Origin of the sequence: Streptomyces luomodiensis (assembly GCF_031679605.1) — a bacterium.
Lineage (GTDB): Bacteria > Actinomycetota > Actinomycetes > Streptomycetales > Streptomycetaceae > Streptomyces > Streptomyces luomodiensis.
The window spans coordinates 1,790,278-1,808,554 of sequence record NZ_CP117522.1; the positions used below are offsets into that span (position 1 = coordinate 1,790,278).

The 18,277-nt window shown below is 70.4% G+C and carries 13 protein-coding genes; 6 read left to right on the top strand and 7 right to left on the bottom strand.

The genetic code is table 11. The annotated features are described in order from the left end of the window. Window positions 1-160 precede the first annotated feature (160 nt). From PS467_RS07490 to PS467_RS07520, 7 genes are all read right to left on the bottom strand, one after another. Entirely contained in the window at window positions 161-994 is an 834-nt protein-coding gene (locus tag PS467_RS07490; protein ID WP_311034560.1) for a methyltransferase domain-containing protein, read from the bottom strand. After that, a complete protein-coding gene (locus PS467_RS07495) occupies window positions 987-2,357 on the bottom strand; it encodes a cytochrome P450 (RefSeq protein WP_311034561.1) in 1,371 nt (456 codons plus the stop codon). The genes PS467_RS07490 and PS467_RS07495 overlap by 8 nt, the downstream gene beginning before the upstream one ends. 95 nt (window positions 2,358-2,452) lie before the next feature. Further along, a complete protein-coding gene (locus tag PS467_RS07500) occupies window positions 2,453-5,623 on the bottom strand; it encodes an NHLP bacteriocin export ABC transporter permease/ATPase subunit (protein WP_311034562.1) in 3,171 nt (1,056 codons plus the stop codon). Window positions 5,624-5,627: 4 nt separating this feature from the next. Continuing rightward, on the bottom strand, window positions 5,628-8,006 hold the full coding sequence (locus tag PS467_RS07505; protein WP_311034563.1) for an NHLP family bacteriocin export ABC transporter peptidase/permease/ATPase subunit: 2,379 nt from the start codon (window positions 8,004-8,006) through the stop codon (window positions 5,628-5,630). Beyond that, complete coding sequence (locus tag PS467_RS07510; protein ID WP_311034564.1) at window positions 8,003-8,818, bottom strand: biotin/lipoyl-containing protein; 816 nt, start codon at window positions 8,816-8,818, stop codon at window positions 8,003-8,005. The genes PS467_RS07505 and PS467_RS07510 overlap by 4 nt, the downstream gene beginning before the upstream one ends. Continuing rightward, window positions 8,802-10,292, bottom strand: coding sequence for a SagB family peptide dehydrogenase (locus PS467_RS07515; RefSeq protein WP_311034565.1), 1,491 nt, complete (start codon window positions 10,290-10,292; stop codon window positions 8,802-8,804). Before PS467_RS07515 ends, PS467_RS07510 begins: the two co-directional genes overlap by 17 nt. A 68-nt stretch (window positions 10,293-10,360) precedes the next feature. Beyond that, entirely contained in the window at window positions 10,361-12,634 is a 2,274-nt protein-coding gene (locus PS467_RS07520) for a TOMM precursor leader peptide-binding protein (protein ID WP_311034566.1), read from the bottom strand. Window positions 12,635-12,993: 359 nt separating this feature from the next. Between PS467_RS07520 and PS467_RS07525 the strand changes: the two genes are divergently transcribed. The 6 genes from PS467_RS07525 to PS467_RS07550 all read left to right on the top strand — a co-directional run bounded on the left by PS467_RS07525 (window position 12,994) and on the right by PS467_RS07550 (window position 18,168). Then, entirely contained in the window at window positions 12,994-13,356 is a 363-nt protein-coding gene (locus tag PS467_RS07525) for a hypothetical protein (protein ID WP_311034567.1), read from the top strand. Window positions 13,357-13,426: 70 nt separating this feature from the next. Further along, on the top strand, window positions 13,427-14,395 hold the full coding sequence (locus PS467_RS07530) for an ABC transporter ATP-binding protein (protein ID WP_311034568.1): 969 nt from the start codon (window positions 13,427-13,429) through the stop codon (window positions 14,393-14,395). Window positions 14,396-14,418: 23 nt separating this feature from the next. After that, entirely contained in the window at window positions 14,419-15,252 is an 834-nt protein-coding gene (locus PS467_RS07535) for an ABC transporter permease (RefSeq protein ID WP_311034569.1), read from the top strand. Between the two features lie 91 nt (window positions 15,253-15,343). After that, the gene (locus PS467_RS07540) at window positions 15,344-15,703 is read left to right on the top strand and encodes a hypothetical protein (protein ID WP_268970772.1); all 360 of its coding nucleotides are present in this window, start codon (window positions 15,344-15,346) and stop codon (window positions 15,701-15,703) included. Between the two features lie 114 nt (window positions 15,704-15,817). Next, a complete protein-coding gene (locus PS467_RS07545; RefSeq protein WP_311034570.1) occupies window positions 15,818-17,971 on the top strand; it encodes a radical SAM protein in 2,154 nt (717 codons plus the stop codon). After that, window positions 17,968-18,168 carry a hypothetical protein gene (locus PS467_RS07550; protein ID WP_311034571.1) on the top strand — a complete coding sequence of 67 codons (201 nt, stop codon included), beginning with the start codon at window positions 17,968-17,970 and terminating at the stop codon, window positions 18,166-18,168. Before PS467_RS07545 ends, PS467_RS07550 begins: the two co-directional genes overlap by 4 nt. Window positions 18,169-18,277: the final 109 nt, after the last annotated feature.

Here is an 18,277-nt window from a genome sequence, read left to right on the forward strand (position 1 = left end):
AGTAGCGCCGTCCGCCCGGAGGGCGGGCCCCGCGGCGTCTGGTGCGTGTGATCGCAAGGCGGAGGGTCGTCCTCGTAGTGGGCCTACTCGGACGATCCCGACAACGCGGCGAGCGCGCGTGCCAGGCGTCGCGGGGCAGGCGGGACTTTCGCAACACGCCCTAGCGGCGCCCCACCACGGCGAACCCCAGCAGCAGCACGAAGCCGTCACCGGCCACGAAGCTCTGCCAGGCGGTCATCGCCCGGAGATACGCCGTCATGCCGACCGCGCCCCGCTCGACCAGCGGCAGCAGCCGCTCCGGGGACAATTGCGGCGCCAGGGCCGCGAGCCCCACTTCGTCGCTGGTGTAGGCGAACGGCCGCACGGTCACGTCGGTGAAGCCGGCGTCCCTGAGCACGCGGGGCAGGCGCCGGGCGATCAGCCGGTCCCCGCCGGCCGCGGACTGCGCCGCGCCGAGTGCGCGGTACGCCTCTTGGGCCAAGCCCGACAGGTCGGGCTCCGCCGTCCCCCACAACCCGGCATCGACGTCGATCACGACGAGGTGCCCGCCCGGCCGCAGGACCCGGCGCAGCTCCCGTGCCGCGGCGACCGGCTCCCGCAGGTGCTGGAAGACGTACCTGGACAGCACCATGTCGAACGTCGCGTCCGCGAACGGTGTGTCGCCGATGTCGCCCAGGAGCAGCTCCAGTTCCGCTCCGGCCGCCGCGCGGGCGCGCGCCCGGTCCAGGAGTCCGGGGTGCGCGTCCAGTCCGACGACTCGGGATTCCGGCAGCGCGGCGCTCAGTTCGGCGGTCACCGCGCCGTTTCCGCAGCCCGCGTCCAGCACCGCCCCACCGCCGGAGGGCGCCAGCGGCTGGAGGATGCGCCACTCGTGCGCCCAGGTCAGCGTGGCCTGGTGGGCCAAGCGCTCGACCTCCTGCTCGAATCCGCCCAGTTCCCTTTCGGGGCGGTAGCTGTGAGCGCCTGGCGTCACCGGCTGTCCCGCCTCACCCATGGCGCCGCTCCACCCGCATCAGCAGACCGTCCCGCGGACGCAAGGTGACCAGCGCCTCGGGGACGACCGTGGTGCCGGGTGCCCGGGTCAGCCGGAGCCGCTGGAGGACGACCGTGAGGACGAGCATCGCCTCCGTCGTGGCGAAGGCCTGTCCGATGCAGACCCGGGGGCCACCGCCGAACGGCAGGTACGAGTGCCCCGCCCGGCTGTGCCGGCGCTCGGGCCGGTACTCCTCGGGCGCCTCCCAGTACTCCGGATGCCGGTGCAGCGTCCAGGGGCTGATGCACACCAGCGTGCCGGCGGGGATACGGAACCCGCCGAGGAGGTCGTCGTTCACCGCGAGCCGGGAGATCAGCCACACCGGCGGGAACAGGCGGATGGCCTCGTCCAGACACTGCCGGGTATGGACCAGCTCGGACAGGTCCGCGGCGGTCGGCAGCCGGGTACCCAGGACCCGGTCGATCTCGGTGCGCACCCGCGCCGCGTGCTCGGGGTACCGGTCGAGCAGGTGGAGCGTCCAGCTGAGGGCCTTCGCGGTGGTCTCGTGACCGGCCATGACCATGGTCAGGACCTGGTCGTGCACCTCCTGGTCAAAGAGGGCGTCGCCGTGCTCGTCCCGGGCGCCCAGCATCGCGTCCAGCAGGTCCCCGGGGTGCCCATGGGGGCCGGTCAGCCGCCGGGCCCCGATCATGGTGCCGACCACCCTGTCCAGGAAGCCCTTCGCGCCCGTGTACGCCCGGAGCCGGGCCCGGACGTCCTCGTCCTGGGGCGGGGTCCCGTCGAAGTGCCCGATGAACCGGTTGATGTCGTCGACCGCCTGCCCGAAACCACGTCCGGCCGCGGTCAGTTCGGAGCCGAGCAGCGCGGAGGCCACCACCCGCAGGGTGAGTGAGGTGAAGTCGTGGTCCACCCGGACGGCATCGCCCCGGTCGGCCGCCTCGCCCCAGGCGGTGGCCAGGTCGAGAGCCGCCTCGACCATCAGGCCGTCGAACGACTCCACCGCCACCCGCCGGAAGGACGGCGCGCACAGTCGCCGCTGCCGCTCCCACTGCGCGCCGTTGCTGGTGAGCAGCCCCTTTCCGAGCAGAGGGGTCAGCATGAAGTCGTCCGGCGTCCCGGCCTTGGTGTAGTTGGTGTAGTTGTCCTTCAGGATGTGCCGGGCGAGTTCGGGCGTATTGGCGAACCACACGGTCTGGCCGCGGGTGCGATGGCTGCAGAGGTCGCCGTACTCGGTGACCAGGTCCTGGAGGAAGGTGAGCGGGTCCGCGCGGATGCCGGCCAGCGCCAGGTCCTCCGCCGGCCCTGGGGGGCGGTCGTCGGAGCCGGCCGTCGGGATGGCGTCGGACCGGGTGGGGCGGAGCATGACACGTCTCCTTCGAAGCGGCGGGTCGGGGGTCGTGCGCCCGGCACGACCTGTTGCGGCCCGCGGTACCGGGCGGGCCGCGGGGCAGCGGTGGATCAGGACATCTGCCGCTGGACGAGGCGGTAGAACATGCCGTCCTTGTCCTTCAGCAGTTCGTCGGGACTGCCGGCCTGCACGAGCCGGCCGGCGTCCAGGACCAGCACCCGGTCCGCCCGCATCACCGTCGACAGCCGGTGGGCGATCACGATGCGGCTCGCGTTCAGCCGCCGCATGCTCTGCGTGACGATCTCCTGGGTGCGGTTGTCCAGCGCGCTGGTGGCCTCGTCGAAGAAGAGGATGCGGGGCCGGCCGATCAGCGCACGGGCGATCATGAGCCGCTGTCGCTGGCCGGCCGACAGCGTCGTCGCCCCTTCGGAAAGGACGGTGTGCATGCCCATCGGCATCCGTCCGAGATCCTCGTCGAGTCCGGCCATCTCGGCGGCCTCCCACGCTTCGTCGAGCGAGTAGTTGCCCATGCCGCAGATGTTGGACAGGACGCTGCCGGCGAACAGGTTTCCGTTCTGCAGCACGACACCGCACTGTCGGCGGACGGCCGTCACGTCGAGCGACGACAGGTCCATGCCGTCGTACAGGACCGCTCCGGTGGTGGGCTCGTCGAAACCGATGAGCAGCCTGAGCAGCGTCGACTTCCCGCACCCCGTCGGCCCCACGATGGCGACGAACTCCCCCGGCCGCGCCTGGAAGCTGACATCGTGCAGCACCGGCGGCTGGTCGTCGTGATAGCGGAAGCTGACGTTGCTGACCTCGATCTCGCCGTACAGGTCGCCGGGCGACTCCTTGGTGGCCGACACCTCCGGCACCTCGGAGATCACCGGTTGCAGGCCGTCGAAGAGCGGTATCACGGCTGACGCCATGGTGATACTCCCGGTGACCTGGACACAGGCCGCCAGCATCATGCCGTAGGCACTGTTGAACGTCAGGAAATCGCTGACGGAGAGCTGGTGGCTGGCCGGGCCGCCGACGAGCGCGAACAGCAGCAGCGAACACACCAGCAGATACCCGGAGTTGAAGACGGTGACCACGTTCTGCAAGCGGCGCGCGCGGGAGGACAGCCGCCGGGACTGGGCGAATCCCAGAGCCCAGTGGGCGTACGCCCGGTCCTCCGCCACGGCGACGCGCAGCTTGGACAGACCGCCGAGCATCTGGAAAAGGGTTCCGGCCAGCTTGTGGTCGTGCTCGGTCAGTCGCTGCTGCCATGTGGTCTGCTTGATCCCCACCACCAGGCAGACCCCGCCACCGGCGAGTGCCAGGGCCAGCGCCATCAAGGCCAGCGGGACGCTGTAGAAGAACAGCAGACTCATGTTGGTGACGAACAGCAGGCAGCCCAGTACCACCTGGTTGGTGATGCCGGACAGCACCTCCCGGATGGTGCTGACACCCATCGCGGAATTGCTCAGCTCTCCGGTGGAGACCTTGGTGAAGAACGCGGTGGGGAGCCGCAGGAGCCGGTCCCACACCGCGGCTTGCGCCCGCCCCTCGAAGCGCCCTTCCAACCGCAGCAGCGACAGGTTCTGGACCGCCGACAGCACCGCCGAGAACACCGCCGCGGTGAACAGGACCACGCACACCTGCGTCACCGGCCCCCGATCGGCACGGGGCACCAGGTCGCCGAGCACCTTACCGGTGAGCACCGGAACCAGCAGTCCGAGCAGTGCCGCGGCCAGTCCGAGTCCGACCATCACCCCCGCGTCCCGCGCGCTGCCGCGCAGACCGAACCGGACCAGCGCGCCCCGGCTCAGGGGTTCGTCCGGCAGCGGCGGGTAGAACATCCACGCGGTGTTCTCCAGCCGTGCGGCGTAGGCACGGCCGACCCGCACGGCCTTGCCGCCGGGCTGCCGGGCCTCGTACCGGCCCCGCCGCCAGATCAGCGCCACCGGGGTGCGCTTGGTGACGGCGTCGCCCGGCGGGCCCCCCGGTCCACCGGTGGTATCCGGACCGAGGTGGGCGAACAGCGGCCCCAGGTCCGTGCGCCACCATCTGCCGTCCAGACGGATCTGCCGGGTGCGGAAACGCGAGGACACCGCGATCCGCTCCACGGGGCCCAGCCGGGCGTCGGAGGCCTCCGACGTGGAGGCGCGGGTGATGTCGACGCCCGAGGCGTGCCCGACGATGCGGGCCACCGCCAGATAGGTGTCCTGGTCGGACGGGTCGAAGTCGCCGTCCCCCGACAGCCCGAACGGGTCGAGCACGGCCGTCAGAGCGCGGGAGGAGCGCTGTAGCGTCTCGGCGTCCAGTTTCCGGCGCTGTCGCATCTCGCGGCGGGCCGTGGACCGCCGGCTGATCATCCGATCGGTCAGCCGTCGCATGAGAAGGCGCTGCTGGGACAGGACCTCGTGGGCGAAGTCCGGGTCGGCCATGACCTCCGCGGTGCGCAGTACGCCCACCACCGCGCCCTTGGGAGAGCGCACCCAGTCCGCCTCGGTGACCAGGAACCGTTTCGTGGTGCCTCGGCCGGGCCAGCCGGATGTGGCGAACGCGTCGGATGCGGACGGTGGGGACGGCGGGGGTGACGGGGCTGGTGGGGGTGGTGGGGGTGGTGGGGGTGGTGGGGGCGGTGGGGATGGTGGGGTGGCGGCGGGCCGGGAGCGCGCGTCGGCCTCGTTGACGTCGGTCAGCGCCAGTCCGACCGAACCCTGGAGGACCTGGATCCAGACCGCGCCGTCGACCGAGCGTGCCATGGACCCGGCCGGCAGCCGGGTGCGGCGCGAAGGCCGGGACACCCCGCCGGCGCTGTCCGTTTCCAGCGGAACGAATTCCCTCGGCGGCAACTCGGTCCGCACGGCGTCGGCCAGTGCCACGAACCCGGCGTCCAGTCCGGCCGCCAGTTGCGCCGCCAGCCGGCTTCCCGGCCCGCCGTCGCGCGGCCAGGCGCCGTGTCCGGCAGTGCGACGCACGACGGAGAGCGCGTCGACCAGCGTGCCGTCGCGCACGGCTCCGCCGGGCAGCGGTTTGCCGACGAGGACCGGCCCGTCCGACCGGCCGCCGCACAGTACGGTGCCGGTCCCGACGCGGCACAGGAAGGTCCAGCGTCCGCTGTCCTCCTCGCTGACGGCGAAGAGGTCCAGCATGCCCTCGGTGACGAACCACAGGCGCCCGGGGTCGTCCAGTGCGAAGACGCCCTCTGTCCGAGGACCGAGGATCGCGGCGAGCTCGGAGAAATCCATCGCTTCCGAGCCGGACCAGATCGGGAAGTGGGATGTGGTCACTGCTTCATTGCTCCCGGATCAAGTCGGCGTACAGTCCCTCCGCCCCGACAAGGGTGTGATGCGTGCCGCGCTGCACGACCCGGCCGTGATCCAGTACCAGGATCTCGTCGCTGTCCCGGATCGTCGACAGCCGGTGGGCGATGATCACGCAAGCGCAGCCGAGCCGGCGGAGGTTGTCGTCGATGCGCTTCTCGGTCTCCGCGTCCAGGGCGCTCGTGGCCTCGTCGAGCACCATGACGCTGGGCCCGCGGACCAGTGCGCGGGCGATCTCCAGACGCTGCCGCTGGCCTCCGGAGAAGTTGGAGCCGCCCTCGGCGACGAAGCTGCCGAGGGTGCCCGGCCGGGAGGCCACGACGTCGTAGACGGCCGCGGCGCGCAGCGCGGCGACGATCCTGTCGTCGGGGATGGAGGTGTCCCACAAGGTGACGTTCTCCCGGACGGTTCCCTCGAAGAGGAAGATGTCCTGGTCGACGAAGGCCACCGCGCTGCCGAGGGTGTCGCGGGCGTACTCCCGGCGTTCCCGGCCGTCGAAAAGGATCTGGCCGGACCACGGCTCGTACAGACCGGCGATGAGCCGGCTCACCGTGGACTTCCCGCTCCCCGAGCCGCCCACCAGCGCCACGCGCTGTCCGGGCCGCACGCTCAGATCGAAGTCCCGCAGCAGCGGATCCCCCAGCGGGCTGTATCCGAAGGTGATACCGCGCAGCTCCACGCTCGCCACGCTGGTGGGCCGGCGGGAGGCCGCGGACGGCGAGGGTGCGGGTCGGTCCGGGGCCTGGCGCCGGGGCGGATCCTGCGGCGCCGGTGCCCGGCCGGGTCCGACCTTCGGCGCGCCGGCCGGGCCGCTGCCGGGCGTCACGGCACCGAAGTCGGCGGCCAGCGGGAACCGTTCGATGTCCTTGAGCCGGTTGATGTCGGCGGCCACGTCCTGCACCCGCGGCCCCAGGTTGGTCAGCTGGGAGACCGGACGGCTGAAGTTCGTCACCAGCGTCTGGAAGGCGACCAGCAGACCGATGGAGATGGCCCCGTCGATCGCCTTGAGACCGCCGATCAGCAGGATGCAGCCACTGTCCACCGCCGCCAGGAGCGGTGGTACGACGGCGAGCAGCGCGGTGGGCGTGCCGAGGACCTGCGATCCGGACACCACCTTGGCCTGGAAGCCCGCCCAGCGCCCGAAGTAGTCGTTCTCGGTGCCTGACGCCTTCATCGTCTCGATGAGCTGGAGGCCGTTGAACGACGCCGCTGTCAGCCGCGCCCGGTCCGCCCGGAGTTTGGTCACCGCGTCGCTGCGGAGCCGTGACACCAGGCGCAGCACCACGATGTTCAGCAGGGCCACCCCGACGCCGATCACGGTCAACTCGGCATCGTAGGTCCACAGCAGGATCGCGTAGAACACCACGAGCAGCGCGCTGACCGCCGCGGTCGCCACGTCCCGGGACAGGATCTCGGCGACTCTGTCGTTGGAGGCGACCCGCTGGGAGATCTCGGCCGGGTTGCGCTGCGTGAAGAAGACCACCGGCAGGCGCAGCAGGTGCCGGACGACGCGGGCGGAACTGCGGATCGCCGTCGACGACTCCACCCGCAGCAGATGTGCCTGCTGAAGCAGGGTCAGCACGACGGTCAGCCCGGCGGCCACGCCCATCGCGCCGATCAACGGTGTGATGAAGGAGTGATCGCCGTTGTTCAGTACCCGGTCGATGAAGGCCCGTGTGAACGCGGGAACCGCCACGCCGGGGATGATCAGCAGGATACTGGCCAGCAGCGCGAGCAGCAGTGCCCCACCGTTGCTGCTGTAGCGGGCGTACAGGTCCGAGAGGATGCGCGGGGGGCGTCCGCCGCGCTGGAAGTCCGGCCCGCGCTCGAAGGTGAGGACGATGCCGGTGAAGCTGTTGTCGAACTCCTCGAGGCTGACCGTGCGCTTGCCGGAGGCGGGGTCGTTGAGGTGGACCACCGGCCGTCCGAGCCGGGTGCCCATACCCTCGTAGACCACGAAGTGGTTGAAATTCCAGAACAGGATCGTCGGCGGCCGCAGCGTGCGGAGTTTTTCCACCTCCATCTGCCGGCCTCTGGCCAGCAGACCGTAGCTTCTGGCCGCTCGCAGCAGGTTCGACGCCTTGGCCCCGTCCCGGGAGACGCCGCAGGCGGTCCGCAGCTCCTCCAGCGGGACGAACCGCCCGAAGTGGCCCAGCACCATGCTCAGTGAGGCCGCGCCGCATTCGACCGCCTCCAGCTGGATCACGGTCGGGGTACGGACGCGCATCCGCTTTCTGGAGCGGCCCTCGCGCCGGCCGCGCCGCATCCCGTGGTGCGGCTGTTCGCCCGCCGCCTCGGAGTCGGCCTTCCGGCCCGGCGTGTGCTGTGGGGGAACGGATCGAGTCGTCATCGCGGCAGCAGCCAATCAATGGGGCGCTCACCGGGCAGCCGGCCGATGGCGCTGACCTGGGTCCAGGAGTTGATGCGGAACGGCGGTCCGGACGTTGTGGTCCAGCGGTAACCGCTGGGCACGTCGGCGTCGCGGTCCGGGTCGACGGTGATCCGGATCGGTCCGCCTTGCTCCAGGAGTTGTGTGGCCAGGAGTTTGTTCCCGCCCAGGAAGTCCTGCACCTGCTGTTCGGTCTGGGGGAATGGGTCCATGGCGGTGACCCGGCCGCGCATCAGGCCGAACGCCTGCGCGGGAGCCGACGCCACGTCCATGTCCACCCTGTCGCCGATCTTCAGCAGGCCCGCCTTGTCCGCGGGGGCGAACAGGACGGCCACCATCCGGTCGTTCTTGCCGTCGGTGCGCTCCACCGTCATGAACGTCGCGCCCGCGGCGACGTACTGCCCGTTGCCGACCAGCAGGGCGATCGCCCGGCCGGAGAAGGGGGCCCGGACGGTCTTGGTGGCTCCTTCGGCGTCGACCAGGGACAGCACCCGAGCGCCCTTGGTCACCACGTCCCCGGTGTCGACGAAGACGTTCGACACCGTCCCGCTCTGCGGACTTTCGACCTTGGACACCCCCAGTGGATGGGTGAGGATGCCCGGCACGCTCACGCTCCGGGCCAGTTCGCCGTTGAAGGACCACACCAGGCCGCCCACGATGATCGCCCCCACGACCGCCAGCACCGCCCAGGCACGCGGCCGGGTCAGGCGCACCGGGCTGTCCAGGTCGTCGGGTTGGCGCAGGTTCTCCAGTGCCTTACGCCGGAACTCCATCGCCGCCCTCCTTTCCGCGGCTGCCGAGCAGGAACTCGCCGACGGTCGACTCGCTCTCCCAGGGCACCCCGGAGGCGGCGGCGAAGGCGTCGGAGTCGCCGCCGCCGAGCCCGCAGCCGGCGAGCCCCATCGCGGTGGCCACGCTGTACATCACCTGGTAGAGCACCCCCACGTGTTTGAGCACCAGGGCGTAACCCATCGAGGAGTACTTCCACATCACCCTCCCGAAGCGTGCCGTGATCAGCAGCGTCACCTGCGGCGGAGCGGACATCTGCGCGGTCGCGCGGGACATCTCGGCCAGGCGGGTCAGCGCCGGACCGGGCTCGGCGACCAGCTCCAGCCGGTGTTCCTCGGGGTCGTAGTGGTACAGGCCCGGTGCCACACCGTCCACCTGGTGGATCAGCGGATAGATCTCCAGCTCGTACGCCCGGCCGCCGGACGGGTAGGGCCGGTCGCCCAGTTCCTGCGAACCGTCGTCGTACCTGCCCCGGTTCCGTGCGCTCCGGTACAGGAACTCGCCCAGCTGCCCGGCCGTGAGCGGCGCCGCGCTGTCGTGCAGCCGTAACGACCGCCGGTCCTCCAGTACCTCGGTGAGGGTCCGGTCGCTCGTGCGCAGCGCCTGGAGGTCCGCCCGGGGCAGCTCCACCGAGCGGCCGTCGAAGGGCGGCCGGACCGAGGGCAGCGGCTCGGCGAAGCCCTTGGCCCAGTAGGTGCCGCCGTACGGCAGGTCGTGGCGTCCGACGCGGGTACGGCTGTGGAACCACAGCTCGTGCGGCGACCACTGCGCGAAGCGGAAGTCTTCCTCGGCGGCGCCGCTCCGCGGAACCAGAAAGCCGTGCCGGGCCAGGGCGCTCAGCAGCGCGGGGACCGCTTCCGGCCAGTCCACCGGGTAGGTCCGCGCGCCCGCGGGGTCGCGAGGGTCCCGCTGTGCGGGCAGCGAGGCCAGCAGACCGGTGAGCGCCGGATCGTGCAGTTCGGCGGCGACGTGCGCCAGCGGCGACTCCAGCACCATGCCCGTGCCATCGGCGCGCAGCACGGCGAAGCGGGACATCCGCAGCTCGGCCGGGTCGCCGTCATGCCGGGACACGGGCGGAACGGCGGGGCCGAGCGGACGGAAGGTCAGCAGGGGCGACCCCGCGACCTCCAGGGTGGCGGAGAGCCAGCCGCCCGCCCGCAGCCTCCGCAGCAGCGTGGGAATCTTGAGCATGCCGAGCTCGCCCTCATGGCTCCGGACGACGTCCAGCAGCTCGTCACTGCCGACCGCTCGGGCGGCGAGCAGCTCCATGGCCGCCGTCAGTCCGGGTGACAGAGCACCCAGCGAGGTACCGCGCTGCCCGATGAGGATCTGGGTCGCGCCGCTGGGGACGGTGACGATCCGGGCGCCCGGGTGAAGCCGCAGGAGTTCACCGACACGCACCGGACCGGGGGCGGGTGAGGGGTTGCTGATGGCGCCGGAAGGATCGGGACCAGTCATGTCATCTCCAGGGAGACCGCGGTGGGGAAAGCCCTGAAACGGGGCGAGGGCGTGTTTGTGGGGGCGGGTCAGAAGAAGACGCTTCGCGGGTTCATCCGGTCCTCGGCGGTTGCCGCGGACAGCCAGCCCAGTTCCACTGGTACGGAGTAGAGTCGGCCCGGACCCAGCCGGCGCCAGAAGTGGCGCATGCCCGGGACCATGACCTTGGCGACCTTCAGCTCCAGGTCGGGCAGGCTCTGGTCGAGGACGATCACTTCGAGGCCGGCCTTGCGCACCCGCTCGACCCCGCCCCGGATGTCCGTGGCCAGGTCGCCGGAGAACAGGCCGGAGTAGCTGCCGGCCGAGGTGGTGGGGAGGTTCGGGGCCGGCACGACCCAGGGGTCCTGGGCGACCGTCACCTGCTGGAGCCATGCGAGCGTGTCCGGGTCGTCCTCCCAGTAGTCGGTGGACCCGTCCGCCTTGCGGTTGATCACCGCCGGCAGGAACTGGTTGACCTCGGTCAGGGCCCGCAGGACGGCGATCCGCACGTCCAGGTGCGCCCCGAATCCCAGCAGCACGTCCTCCACCGGGTGGTCGATCCGGCGCGAGACCGCGGCGAAGGTGGGGATGCCCAGGTCGGTGGTGATGTCCACCGCCTCCAGGGTGCGGTTCATGCCGGCGTAGAACTCACGGAGGGTGTCGATGTACGGCTCGTGCAGGCTGTCGAGATCGAAGCCGGGCCGCAGCGCGCGGTTGTACCACCACAGGCCGACCGCGTCGCGCTCGCAGAGTTCGTAGAACGCCTGGAGGATCGCCTCTTCGAGGGTGTTCCCGGCGGCGTTGCCGTTGCCGTCGCTGAAACAGTAGAAGTGGTCCACCAGGTCGGGGTGGCCGAACCAGGCGTATCCCGCCGGCACCAGTCGCTCCCGGTCGTGCGTCAGCGACCACGCCGCCGTCCAGTCGATCTCGCGGCCGGTGTCGAACGGTTCCGGCACGATGTGCAGCCGGCCCGCGCCGTGGCGGTTCCATTCCTCCCGGCCGGCGTACTGGGCCTCGGAGTACAGCAGCAGGTCGCCTGCGTGCACCGCCAGGTCGGGACCGAGCGCGTCGAAGCTGGCCCGGCGGGTGGGGCGGTCGTCGCGCCATACTCCCGAGTACCGTTCGATGGCCTCGCACATTCCGCTGACCCGGGCCTGGATGTCGGTGCGGCCCTTGCCGCCGCTCTGGCCGCGCAGGTTGCGGCGCAGCATGGCGAGGTTGTCACCGGGCATCGCGAAGTTGTGGCCGGCCGAATAGCTGTAGGTGACGCCGTTGTCGATGTCATTGAGCGGCCGCAGCGAGCTGACGGCGCCGGTCAGCCGGCTGATGTGCTTCTGCAGCCGCTTGTAGGTGTCGTCGGGGCGCATCGTCCGGTGCCCGCCGTCCGCGCTGAACCGCACGGCCTGCTCGGTCAGTTCGATCCGGGGGTCGATGTGCAGGACCGAGGGGTCTCCGCAGCCGGGACACTGCGGCTGCCGGATCAGCTGGTGGCGTTCGGTCCGCATGGTCGGGACATGCACCGAGATCAGGACTCCCCGGTAGTCGGCCGCCTCCGCCCCGATGATGCCGGCCACGGCGCCGACGACCATCTGTGCCGCAAGCCCTCCCGACCAGGGAGAGGCCGCCACAGAGGTGAGGATCGGAGCGTCGTCGCCCCGCTTGCGCTTGAGGTACGCCTCCACCTGCCGATTGCCTTCCAGCCGCCGGGCCAGGCACTGCCAGCATCCGGTGACGTCCGGCACCAGGTAGGGGCCGGTCCAGACATCGGCGCCGGTGGGCTTGGCCAGCAGCCAGGGGATGCCGGCCCCGCGCAGGCGGGCGTCGACGGCGGCGAGTTCGGGGTTGCCGTAGTCGTCGGCGAGCACGACGGCCAGGGTCGGAGCGGTGGCACCGGCCGCGGCGGCGGTGACCGGCCGCACCTCGATGCCGGTCGTCCGCAGCGCGGCCACCACCTCCGCCTCGTCCACCGCACCCACCGAGGCGATCTCCACCTGGGCCTCGTCCAGGCGCCGGGTGGCCTCGGCGGCGTCCACGCCCTGGGCCTCCCAGAAGGCGACCGAGGCACGGTCGGTCCCGACAGGACCTTCGGCGAGGTGGTGGAAGCGCTGGAACTTGCTGATGGCGAAGACGACTTCACCCAGCGTGAACCGGTCGGAGAGCTTCTGGGCTATCTCGGCGATCGTGTGGGTCCCGTCCAGGAAGGGCACCACCTCGGCGACCGCCTTGCCCTGCACCAGATAGTGGCCTTCCTCCGACACCAGGAAGACCCGATCCGGACTGACGACCTGCGGGACAAGGTGTGCCTTAAAGCGAGGCAGATCCACGGCGCCCTCCAAAAACATCTCGACGTGGTCCGACACTTTATTACCCGTCGGGACAGGTAAAGCAAGGAATTCAGAACGACCCTCGGCTATTCTTTCGGCGCTCCTCGGCTGCCCCTGCCGGGTGGCTTTCTTATCCGTAGGGGGGCCTCTCCCTATCCCTATGGGTCCCTCACCTCCGACCGCTCTGAGCTGCGATAACGCTATGGGTCGGCGGGTTCTGCGGATACCGGTGAGGCCGCAAAAAGATGAAGCCACAAGGGAAAAGACCGCAGTTGACTCGGCGGTGGTCGGCTCTGAATGATTTCCGCATCCACCCGAATCCGGCTCGGCCCGGAATCGACAAGCGATAAGGGGGACCCATGGAGCCCAGGGAGAGGTCGGCATTCGTCAGCTCTTACACCAAGGTGCTGACGGCTGCCTGGTCCAACGACGAATACGCGACGCGACTGGAGACGGACCCGCGCGCCGCACTGGCCGAGCAGGGCCTGGAACTGCCGGCCAACGCGAGCGTGCGCATCGTCCGGAACATCGGGGGCGACCCCGACCTGGAAGCCCAGGTGGCCCTCTGGGAAGCCGGCAAGACCAGTGGCGTCTACGAGCTGAGGGTGCCGAGCTCACCCCAGATCGAGGACCGCGAACTGTCCGAGGCCGACCTGGAGGCCGTAGCGGGCGGCGACAACACCTACTGCTGCTGCTGTTCTCCCTGCTGCTGCTGCACCTGACACAGCTACGGCGGCGCGGCGCCCCTCGCCCTCAGCCCTCGATCACGCTCTGAACCCCAAGGTGGTGCAGATGCCCGGACCGGAAGTCATCGGGGTGTCCGGACTGCGCAAGTCCTACGGAGCCGTACCCGTGCTGCACGGGGTCGACCTCCATGTGCGACGCGGCGAGATCTTCGCTCTGCTCGGCCCGAACGGCGCGGGGAAGACCACCACGCAGGCGATCCTCACGGGCTTCAGCAGCCGCGGCGCCGGGTCGGTCAGCGTCCTCGGCCAGGACCCCGTCGGCGCCGGGCCCCGGTGGCGCGCCCGCATCGGCATCGTCCCCCAGGACGTGGGGTCCTTCGACGAGCTCACGGTCAAGGAGGTCGTCTCACACTTCGCCTCCCTGTACCCCGACCCCTTCCCCGTCGACAGCGTGATCGAGCGGACGGGGCTCGGCGAGAAGGCGAACGAACGCACCGCTCGGCTCTCCGGTGGTCAGCAGCGCCGCCTGGACATCGCGCTCGGCATCGTCGGACGCCCCGAACTGGTCTTCCTCGACGAACCCACCACGGGACTGGATCCACAGGCCCGGCGCGTCACCTGGGACCTGATCCGGACGCTGGCCACGAACGGCACCACAGTGATGCTCACCACCCACTACCTCGACGAGGTCGAGGTGCTCTGCGACCGGGTCGCCATCCTGCTGCGCGGGAAGGTCGCCGCGGAGGGCGCGCCCAAGGACATCGGCGGGCGCGCCGATGGTGAGGCCGTCATCGAGTTCCACGCCGGAGGCGCGCTGCGCGGGGCGGACCTGCCGCCCGTTCAGCGGGCCGGGGCGCCTCCGCTCGGACGGGCGGAGGGCCAGGTCCGGATCAGCACGGACGCACCGGCCGCGACGCTGCGCGTCCTGCTCGACTGGGCGGCCCGGCTCGGGAGCGACGACCTCCCGGGGCTGACCGTCACCAGGCCCACGCTGGAGGACGTCTACCTCCGGATGATCGCATCGGCCGACGCGACGACCGCGGCGCCCGAGTCCCGTCGGGAGAACACCGGATGACTGGTGGAAGGGAAACCACGGCCGTGGGGGATCGATCCGGACTCCGCCCGCGCCCACAGCGGATGCCCTCGATCGGCAGGGTGGCGGTGGCCCGCGCCGGCATCGAGCTGAAGTGCTACTTCCGCAACCGGCAGGCGGTGATCTTCACCTTCGCCCTGCCGCTCGTGCTGCTGCTGATCTTCGGCGTGATCTACAGCGGCGACGCCCCCGGCACCCACACCCCCATGAAACAGGTGCTGATCGCCGGAATCATCGCCTCCGGCATCATGAGCACCACGTTCTCCAGTCTCGCCGTCGCCATCGCGATCGAGCGCGACGACGGCACCCTGCGCCGGCTGGCCGCGACCCCCATGTCGCCGGCGTCGTACTTCCTGGCCAAGGTCGCCCAGGCCTTCGTCACGGGAGTGCTCGAGACCGTGGTGCTGCTGACCGTCGGCGTCGGCCTGTTCGGCCTGCACCTTCCGAACACCGCGGCACGCTGGTTCACCTTCGCCTGGGTCGTGGTCCTGTCCATCGTCGCCTGCTCCTTCCTCGGCATCGCCTACAGCCGGGTGGCGCCCAACGCGCGCGCCGCGGCGCCTGTGGTGCAACTGCCGTACCTGGCGCTCCAGCTCGTCTCGGGCGTGTTCTTCGTCTTCACCTCCCTCCCCGGCTTCATGCAGGTGGTGGCGGGATGCTTCCCGCTCAAATGGATGGCTCAGGGCCTGCGGTCGGCGTTCTTGTCCGACTCCTTCCAGCGATCCGAGGCGGCCGGCAGCTGGGAGCACGGGCGTACGGCCCTGATCCTCGGCGGGTGGTGTGTGGCCGGACTCCTGCTGAGCCTGACGGCCTTCAAGTGGGAGCGGGCCAAGAAATGAACGTGCTCCCGAGCCCCCGAACTCCCGGCCTCGAGGCGGGATCGTCCGGGCGTCGGCCGTGACGCCCGGAACACTTTCACAAAGGAGACCCATGGAACCCAGAGAGAGGTCGGCATTCGTCAGCTCTTACACCAAGGTGCTGACGGCTGCCTGGTCCAACGACGAATACGTGACACGGCTGGAGACGGACCCGCGCGCCGCACTGGCCGAGCAGGGCCTGGAACTGCCGGCCAACGCGAGCGTGCGCATCGTCCGGAACATCGGGGGCGACCCCGACCTGGAAGCCCAGGTGGCCCTCTGGGAAGCCGGCAAGACCAGTGGCGTCTACGAACTGAGGGTGCCGAGCTCACCCCAGATCGAGGACCGCGAACTGTCCGAGGCCGACCTGGAAGCCGTAGCGGGCGGCGACACCTACTGCTGCTGCTGCTCACCGTGCTGCTGCTGCACCTGACCTGATCGTGCACCGCATGAACCCGCTGGCCGTAACGGACGAGGAACTCGTTCGTTACGGCCAGCGGGCCCAAAGAGCCGGGCAACGCAACCGAGACGGGGAAGTGTTCGAAAAATGACGTCAGCCGACCTGCCGGCCGGGCTCGGCCCGCCCTCCGCCGTGGCTGGACGGCGCCACGTGCACCTGGTCGAGATGACCGTGATGCCCGGCGTCCGCTACAGCATCGTGCTGGGCTACCTGCAAGCCGCCGCCGAGGCGGCCCCGGACCTCGCCGCGGCCTGTTCCTTCACCAAGCATGTGCACATGCAGGGCGGGGACGCTTTCGAGGCCGCCTGCGCCAAGGTGCTGGGCGCGCTGGAGGACCCCCTGGCGGTCGCCTTCACCGTCTACTTCTGGAACCGGCCCAGCACGCTCGAACTGGCCCGGCGGATCAAGGAGCGCTGGCCCCGCTGCCGCATCGTGATCGGCGGCAACGATGTGACGCACCAGCAGGTGGTGTTCACCGAGGCGCCCTGGGTCGACGTCCTCGTCCACGGCGAGGGGGAGTTGCGCTTCCGCGATCTGCTGCGCGTATTCCTGCGCCACGAGGAGCCGGCCACCGCCGACGCCGAGTTGGCGGCCCTGCCCGGCATCAGCTACCTCTCCGCCGACGGCGAGGTGGTCACCACCCCCGAAGCCCCCCGGATCGCGGACCTCGGCGCATTGCCCTCGCCGCTGCTGGGGAACACCTGGACCGACGAGGACATCGCGCGGTCCCGGATGCTGGTGTACGAGACCAACCGGGGCTGCCCCTATTCCTGCGCCTTCTGCTACTGGGGCGGGGCCACCAACTCCAAGATCCGCCAGTTCCCCATGGACCGCATCGAGGCGGAACTGGAGCGCATCGTCCGGGTCGCCGCCGACGGCACCCAGCTGTTCATAGCCGATGCCAACTTCGGCATCGTCGCGCGCGACGTGGACATCGCACGCCACATCGTGGAACTGTGCCGGCGCCACAACAAGCGGCTGCTGGTGATGACGAACTGGGCGAAGAACACCAACGGCCGTGTGGTGGAGATCGCGGGGATCCTCTACCGGGCCGGGCTGACCGGGGCCATCACCCTCTCGGCGCAGTCCTTCGACGCCGAGGTGCTGCAGATCGCCAACCGCCGCAACATCCGGGTCGACAACTACCGCCGTATGCAGACCCAGTTCCGGGCCCAGAACATCCCCACCTACACCGACCTCATCTGGGGCCTGCCCGGTGAATCCCGCGCCACCCACCTGGCCGGGATCGAGGAGGCGATCGCCTCGGGCGGCTCACCCGTCATCTACCCTCTGCTGCTGCTCAACAACACCGACTACACCCACGACCGCTTCCGGGACGATCACGGTCTGCGCACCGGGTACCTGCCCTGCGACCCCGGGAACACGGACCTGATGGCCGACGTCGTGATCGAGCACTCCCGGATGACGTTCGAGGACTGGCTGAGCGGGATGGCCTTCCGGATCCCGCTGACGCTCTTCCACAAGTGCCTGCTCCGCTCGACGTTGCGCGTCCTCGCCGAGGTCTCCGGCGTGCGCACGGTGGACCTGGTGGAACTGCTCGGCCCGTTCCTGCGCGAGGGGGGTGGGGACGACCCCTTGATCGCCTTCCTGATGGCCGACTACGCCCGTGCCTGGCGGGAGCCCGCCGCCTTCAACCGTGACCTGCTGTACGGGTACGTCGGGCGTCCGGTGATCCACGAAGAAGTCCACTACCAGGCGATGCTGCGGCGCATGGTGGGCGATGAGGGCCGCGCGGCCCACTACGCCCGAGCCGCCGTGGACTTCCTGTACGAAGCGCTCACGTCCGGAGGGCACCCGCTACCGGACCGCGCCGACCTCGACCTGGTCACCGACCTGGACCTGGCGGCGGCAGCCGTGTTCCGTGCGGGGATCCACGGGACGGCGGAGCACCACGAACTCGCCCTGCCGGAAGCGCTGTTCGACCTGTTGAGGCGTTACGGCGACGTGCCGGGCGGAGCGCCCGCGGCCGTTTCCGGCGACCATCTGGTGCGTGTCCGGATCGAGGTGCCCGAGTCGAGAACGCGGTACCCTTTCAGCGCGTACGCGCTCTCGGTCTGGCACGGCAGCGGACGGCCTCTCCACGATGTCGACATGCGCCTCGATGTGCACACCCGCCGGACGGGGAGGCTGTCAAGACGATCGCGGTATCACCCACAGCCTAGGAAGACCCCGGCGGCTCCGGCCGCCGAACCCACCCCTCGGGAAGGATCCCTGCCGTGAACCGAAACCTGCGTAATGCCACCCCGGTCGCCTATGCGGCGCTCATCCTCTTGGGCTTCTTCATCGACACCACCGTCGGAATCGCCGTGATCATCGTCGGTGGCATCCTCATCAGCGTACTGTACACCGCCACCAGGGGCGGCCGTGCCGCGGACGCCACACCGCGCCGAGCCCGTCGGCAGCGCAACCGCAGCTGAGGCGGCACGGCGGGCACGGGACATGCCCGCCGCCTTCCTTGTACTCCTGACGGAACCACAGGACGTTGCCGTTGTGCACGCCGATGCGGCCCAGTGCCCCGGAGCACTG